We start from the raw sequence: 5013 nt of genomic DNA, 5'->3' as shown, positions 1-5013 counted from the left end.
AGCCGCCCGAGCCCGCGCTGTTCAGCCGCGCGACCCAGGCCGGCCTCGGCCTTCTGACCGCGGCGCTCGCCTATGGCGCGGCGTTTGGCGGTCTGTTCTCGATCGTGTTCGCCCTGTGCTACGGGCGCGTCAACCGCATGCCGCCGCGCCTTCTGGCACTCGTCCTCGCGCTGGCGGGGTTTGTCGCGGTGGTACTGGTCCCGGACCTGAAATACCCGCCCAATCCGCCTGCGGTCGGCAATGCCGCGACGATCGGTCTGCGGACCGCCACCTATGCTGAAATGATTGTCTTCAGCCTGTGCGCCATGGTGCTCGGAACTCTGGCGGGGCGTCACCTCGTGACGCGTCTCGGCGTGTGGAATGCCACGTTGGGCGGCGTTGCGATCTATGCCGTGTTGGCGGTCGCCTTCCAGACCAGCCTGCCGGACATCAGCGAAGTTCCCGCCAACTTCCCTGCCCTGACGCTCTGGCGTTTCCGCGAAGCCGCGATCGGGATGCAACTGGTACTCTGGTCGGGCCTCGGCCTGATCTTCGGTGCGATGGCCGAACGGGTGACGGGTGTGGCATCGGCCAGAGCCTGATCTTACAGCACATCCCACGGCGCCACCGGCGTGTAACACTCCAGCAGAAACGCGATCATCGCACGCACCTTCAGCGGCACCACGGCGGCGGGCGCGTAGACGGCATGCAACCCGGCTTCCTCCACCGGCGCCTCGTCGAGCGTCAGAACACGCAGTGCGCCGTCGCGCAGCGCGTCGGCGACCAGAAACAGCGGCTGATAGATGATACCCTGCCCCGCGATGGCCGCCGCGCATAACACATCGCCGTTGTTGGCCGACAACGACCCGCGCACCGGAACCGACCGGCTTCCCTGCGGCCCGAACCGCCAGCGCCCCACTCCGACCGCGTCGCTCAGCGTGTAGCCAAGACAGACATGGTGTTCCAGCTCCGCCACAGTCGCCGGCGTGCCGTGACGGTCGAGATAGGACGGCGCCGCGCACACCACCATGCGGATTGAGGCCAGCTTTCGCGCCCGCAGGCTGCTGGGCACCATGCGGCGGATGCGCAGGGTCAGATCCCAGCCTTCCTCGATCAGGTCCACCAGCCGGTCGTTAAGCCCAAGCTCGACCGAGACCAGCGGGTAACGCCGGCTGAATTCCGGCAGGATCGGCCCCAGATGACGCACCGCGAACGATACGGGCGCGTTCAGACGCAAGGTCCCGCGCGGCTCCCCTCCCTCAAGGGCGACCTCCTGTTCCATCTCGTCCAGATCCGACAGAACCCGCTGGCACCGCTCCAGATACAGGCGCCCGGCCTCAGTCAGGGACAGGCGTCGCGTGCTGCGGTGAAACAGCACCACGCCAAGGCGACTCTCAAGGGCCGCGACATGCTTGGTGACCATCGTCTGCGACAGGCCCAGCGAGCGCGCCGCCGCCGCCAGACTTCCCAACTGCGTGACACGCACGAAGACCTGCATGCTGGTGACCCGGTCGAGCAACGTCTCATACCCCTGGTGTGAACTGAGTTTGCCAGAAGCACGATTATCGAAGCGGGAGTGCCGTGCCAAGCTGATCTCATGAGCCTCACATCCCCTCAGGACACATGTGTCCCGACACGACAACCCACGCTGTTCGTGCCGCATGGCGGCGGTCCATGCTTCTTCATGGAAGGGGCGGACATCTGGGACACGATGGCGGCGTATCTGCGCGGTATCGCGGCCACCCTTCCCCAACGGCCGACGGCGATCCTTGTCGTCTCGGGACACTGGGAGACGACGGTGCCGACCGTCACCTCCGGTCTCGCGCCGCCGCTGATCTACGACTATCGCGGCTTTCCCGAACACACCTATCACCTTCGCTATCCCGCCCCCGGGTCTCCACATCTGGCGGCCCGTGTGCGCGCGTTGCTGGGCGCGGCAGGCATCGAGAGCGCGGAGGACCCGACGCGCGGGTTCGATCACGGGGTGTTCATACCGTTCATGCTGGCCTTCGAGCACGCCGACATCCCGGTCGTGGAGCTTTCGTTGCGGCATGACATGGATGCGGCGGCCGAATGGGCTACCGGTGCCGCACTTGCCCCCCTGCGCGACGAGAACGTGCTGATCGTCGCCACTGGCATGACCTTTCACAACCTGCGCGACTTCGTGGGACGCAATCCGGCCACCGATGCTCTGTCCCGCGACTTCGATGCATGGCTGGCCCAGGCCGTGGGCAGCGCGCCGGAGGTCCGCAAGGACGCCCTGCTGCACTGGGAAAACGCACCCGGCGCACGGACCTGTCATCCACGGGAGGAACATCTTCTGCCGTTGATGATCGCCGCCGGAGCCGCGCAGGGCGACCCTGGCCAGCACAGCTATGCCGACACGGTGATGGGAAAAGCCCTGTCCGGGTTTCGTTTCGGCTGAGTAGCCTTCACACCCTGACTGATCCACCTAGGGGAATTACGCATGAACACGACCACTCTGACCGGCCTGCTTGCCCTCTCACTCGCTGTGGCCACGCCCGCCGCACATGCCGCGACCGCGCCCCACGACGTGCCGGCAGGGCATTACGCCGTGGAGACCAACCACACGCAGGTCACGTTCTCCGTGCTGCATTTCGGCTTTACCGCCTATTCGGGCATGTTTTCCGGAGCGACCGGGACACTGGACCTCGACCCGGCGCATCTGGCCGGCACGAAACTGGAGGTCTCGATCCCTGTGTCGAGCGTACAGACCACCAGCGACCGGCTGACCGGGGAGTTGAAAGAGGCGGAGTGGTTCGACGCCACCAAATATCCGACCGCGACCTTCGTCTCGACCAAGGTAACGCCCGAGGGGGCCAACAAGGCGTCGATCGCAGGCCTTCTGACCCTGCATGGCGTGAGCAAGCCGGTCGTGCTGCACGCGACCTTCGTGGGCGCCGGAACCAATCCGATGGACAAGGCCTATACGGTCGGGTTCCAGGGCACCACCACGGTTCGCCGCAGCGAATTCGGGGTGAAGACCTACGTGCCGATGGTCGGCGACGACGTCACGCTGTCGATCGCCGCCGCCTTCGAAAAACAGAACTGAACGCTGCCTGGCGTCATCCGGCCGGGGGGATCAGTCCTCCCGGCTCCGTTCGACATAATCGACGAACCCGGTGACCGTCAGTGCACCAGCGCGGGTACCATCTCGTGCTCAAGAATGGCACCAAAAGCCGTTTCCTGATCGCCCGCCAGGGCCATGGGGGTGCCGTCGGCAGCGTGAATGGCGAACGCCGCCTCGCCGTCGACACGCACGGCCTTCACATACGCGATATGCTCAAGGCCTAGCGCCTTCATCTCCGCGTCGCTCATGTGCCGCAGGCTGAAGGGCCGGACGCGGGGTGCCGCCTGATCGTCGCCGAGGACAACCCGCCCGTTCTGTGTGGTTACTCTCATCGTGTCATCCTCCGCGAGCGGCCGCGCCTTGCCCGGCACATGCCCTCGCCTGCAAAACTGATGCGGTGTTCGGCCGATCACTCGTCATCGAACGTGCGCACGATGCGCGGCGCGCGCGAGCGCGGCACATCGATCTCGGCCACCGTCGCCTTGGGGGGCGTCCCGGCGGCCGTGGTGCCCTGCGTGATCTCGATGCGTTTGATCCTCACCTCGGGCTGCGGGCGGTGGAGATCGATGTGCAGCAGGCCGTTATCGAGCCACGCGCCGCCGATATCGATCCCCTCGGCCAGCACGAACGCCTTCTGGAACTGACGCGCCGCGATGCCGCGATGCAGGAAGATCCGCCCCTGCGAGTCGTCGGTCTGACGTCCGCGAATGACCAGCTGGTTGTCTTCCTGCGTAATCTGCAGATCGTCCATGACGAAACCCGCAACCGCGAGCGTGATCCGCAGCGACGACGGGCCGACCTGCTCGATATTATACGGGGGGTAACCGTCGGACGCGCTTTTCGATGCGCGTTCGAGCATCTGCTCCAGATGGTCGAAACCAAGAAACATGGGCGACGTAAACAGGCGTCCTGACATCGGGCCTCCTCCAGTGAGCGAGACAAACAGCCGGACCCTCGCGGCATTCGGCATCAGCAGGATATGGCCCGTGCGCCCTTCAACGCAAGGGCCGTCCCGCCCAGTGCGGCGGCAGGTGGAACCATAGCCCCACGAAATCGGCCCCGGACGTCATGTCGGTCTGGCGATTTGCCGCGTGCTTCGCTACATCGCCTGCATGATCGATGCAGCCATTCTCGAAGCGGCGGAAACGGCGCCTCCGACCCCCATCCTGATCGCACCGGAGCCGGTTCTGCGCCAGACGGCGCGCGCGGTCGCGCCCGAGGACATGCGCACCCTGCGCGACCTCCTGCCCGGGATGTTCCGCGCGATGTACGACGCACCCGGGATCGGGCTTGCCGCGCCGCAGGTGGGACTGGGCCTGCGGTTCTGCCTGGTCGATGTCGCCGACGAGGATCAGGGCCGGCGTCCGATGGTGCTGATCAACCCGGACATCATGCATGAATCCGAAACGATGGCCGTACGTGAGGAGGGCTGCCTGTCGCTGCCCAACCAGTATGCCGACGTGATCCGGCCCGAATCCGTGCGCGTGCGCTACCGCGCCCTCGACGGGTCAGACCAGGAGATCGAGGCCGATGGGCTTCTGGCCACCTGCATCCAGCACGAGATCGACCATCTCGACGGCATCCTGTTCGTCGATCACCTGTCGACGCTCAAGCGCAACATGATCATGCGGCGACTCGCCAAGGAACAGAAGCGGCGTCGGGACTGAGGGCGGGCATCATGCGTCTGATCTTCATGGGAACGCCGGCCTTCTCCGTCCCGGCCCTGCAGGCCCTGCACACGGCCGGGCATGAGATCGCGGCCGTCTATTCCCAGCCCCCGCGCCCTGCGGGACGCGGACAGGCGGTGCACCCCTCCCCGGTTCATCAGGCCGCACTCGACCTTGGAGTGGAGGTCCGCACGCCCCGCCGCGTCCGCACCGACGCAGCCGAACACGCGGCCTTCGCCGCACTGCGCGCCGATGCCGCCGTCGTGGTCGCCTACG

Annotated in this window: 8 protein-coding genes; 5 read left to right on the top strand and 3 right to left on the bottom strand. The window is 66.2% G+C overall.

Annotated features, from left to right (window positions below):
• Positions 1-581, top strand: a 581-nt coding sequence (locus HUK82_RS14450; RefSeq protein ID WP_176614623.1) for a CbtA family protein, incomplete at its 5' end; no start/stop codon positions are given.
• Positions 582-583: 2 nt separating this feature from the next.
• Here HUK82_RS14450 and HUK82_RS14445 read toward each other — a convergent pair.
• Positions 584-1498, bottom strand: a complete 915-nt coding sequence (locus HUK82_RS14445) for a LysR family transcriptional regulator (RefSeq protein WP_176614625.1) — start codon at positions 1496-1498, stop codon at positions 584-586.
• A 78-nt stretch (positions 1499-1576) separates the two neighbouring features.
• Between HUK82_RS14445 and HUK82_RS14440 the strand changes: the two genes are divergently transcribed.
• Entirely contained in the window at positions 1577-2404 is an 828-nt protein-coding gene (locus tag HUK82_RS14440) for a DODA-type extradiol aromatic ring-opening family dioxygenase (protein WP_176614622.1), read from the top strand.
• Positions 2405-2446: 42 nt separating this feature from the next.
• Positions 2447-3052, top strand: coding sequence for a YceI family protein (locus HUK82_RS14435; RefSeq protein WP_176614621.1), 606 nt, complete (start codon positions 2447-2449; stop codon positions 3050-3052).
• 77 nt (positions 3053-3129) lie between these two features.
• Here the strand turns inward: HUK82_RS14435 and HUK82_RS14430 are convergent, their stop codons facing one another.
• Together HUK82_RS14430 and HUK82_RS14425 are read right to left on the bottom strand one after the other, a co-directional pair.
• Entirely contained in the window at positions 3130-3402 is a 273-nt protein-coding gene (locus HUK82_RS14430; RefSeq protein WP_176614620.1) for a DUF1150 family protein, read from the bottom strand.
• A gap of 77 nt (positions 3403-3479) precedes the next feature.
• Complete coding sequence (locus HUK82_RS14425; protein WP_176614619.1) at positions 3480-3986, bottom strand: Hsp20 family protein; 507 nt, start codon at positions 3984-3986, stop codon at positions 3480-3482.
• A 196-nt stretch (positions 3987-4182) separates the two neighbouring features.
• On the opposite strand from HUK82_RS14425, the gene def reads away from it, so the two are divergent.
• Together def and HUK82_RS14415 are read left to right on the top strand one after the other, a co-directional pair.
• A complete protein-coding gene (gene def / locus HUK82_RS14420) occupies positions 4183-4737 on the top strand; it encodes a peptide deformylase (RefSeq protein WP_176614624.1) in 555 nt (184 codons plus the stop codon).
• A gap of 11 nt (positions 4738-4748) precedes the next feature.
• Positions 4749-5013 (top strand): formyltransferase family protein (locus HUK82_RS14415; protein ID WP_394367507.1); only part of this gene is annotated, 265 nt, incomplete at its 3' end.

Source organism: Ameyamaea chiangmaiensis, from assembly GCF_013376175.1.
GTDB classification, from domain to species: Bacteria; Pseudomonadota; Alphaproteobacteria; order Acetobacterales; family Acetobacteraceae; genus Ameyamaea; species Ameyamaea chiangmaiensis.
Note: the sequence above shows the minus strand (reverse complement) of the source record. Positions and strands in the feature narration are given on the sequence as shown.

What these genes read in the sequence shown, in the direction of transcription:
- HUK82_RS14435 (WP_176614621.1), top strand. Translation starts at nt 2,447, where the DNA reads ATGAACACGACCACTCTGACCGGCCTGCTTGCCCTCTCACTCGCTGTG.
- HUK82_RS14430 (WP_176614620.1), bottom strand. Translation starts at nt 3,402, where the DNA reads ATGAGAGTAACCACACAGAACGGGCGGGTTGTCCTCGGCGACGATCAG.
- HUK82_RS14425 (WP_176614619.1), bottom strand. Translation starts at nt 3,986, where the DNA reads ATGTCAGGACGCCTGTTTACGTCGCCCATGTTTCTTGGTTTCGACCAT.
- HUK82_RS14440 (WP_176614622.1), top strand. Translation starts at nt 1,577, where the DNA reads ATGAGCCTCACATCCCCTCAGGACACATGTGTCCCGACACGACAACCC.
- def (WP_176614624.1), top strand. Translation starts at nt 4,183, where the DNA reads ATGATCGATGCAGCCATTCTCGAAGCGGCGGAAACGGCGCCTCCGACC.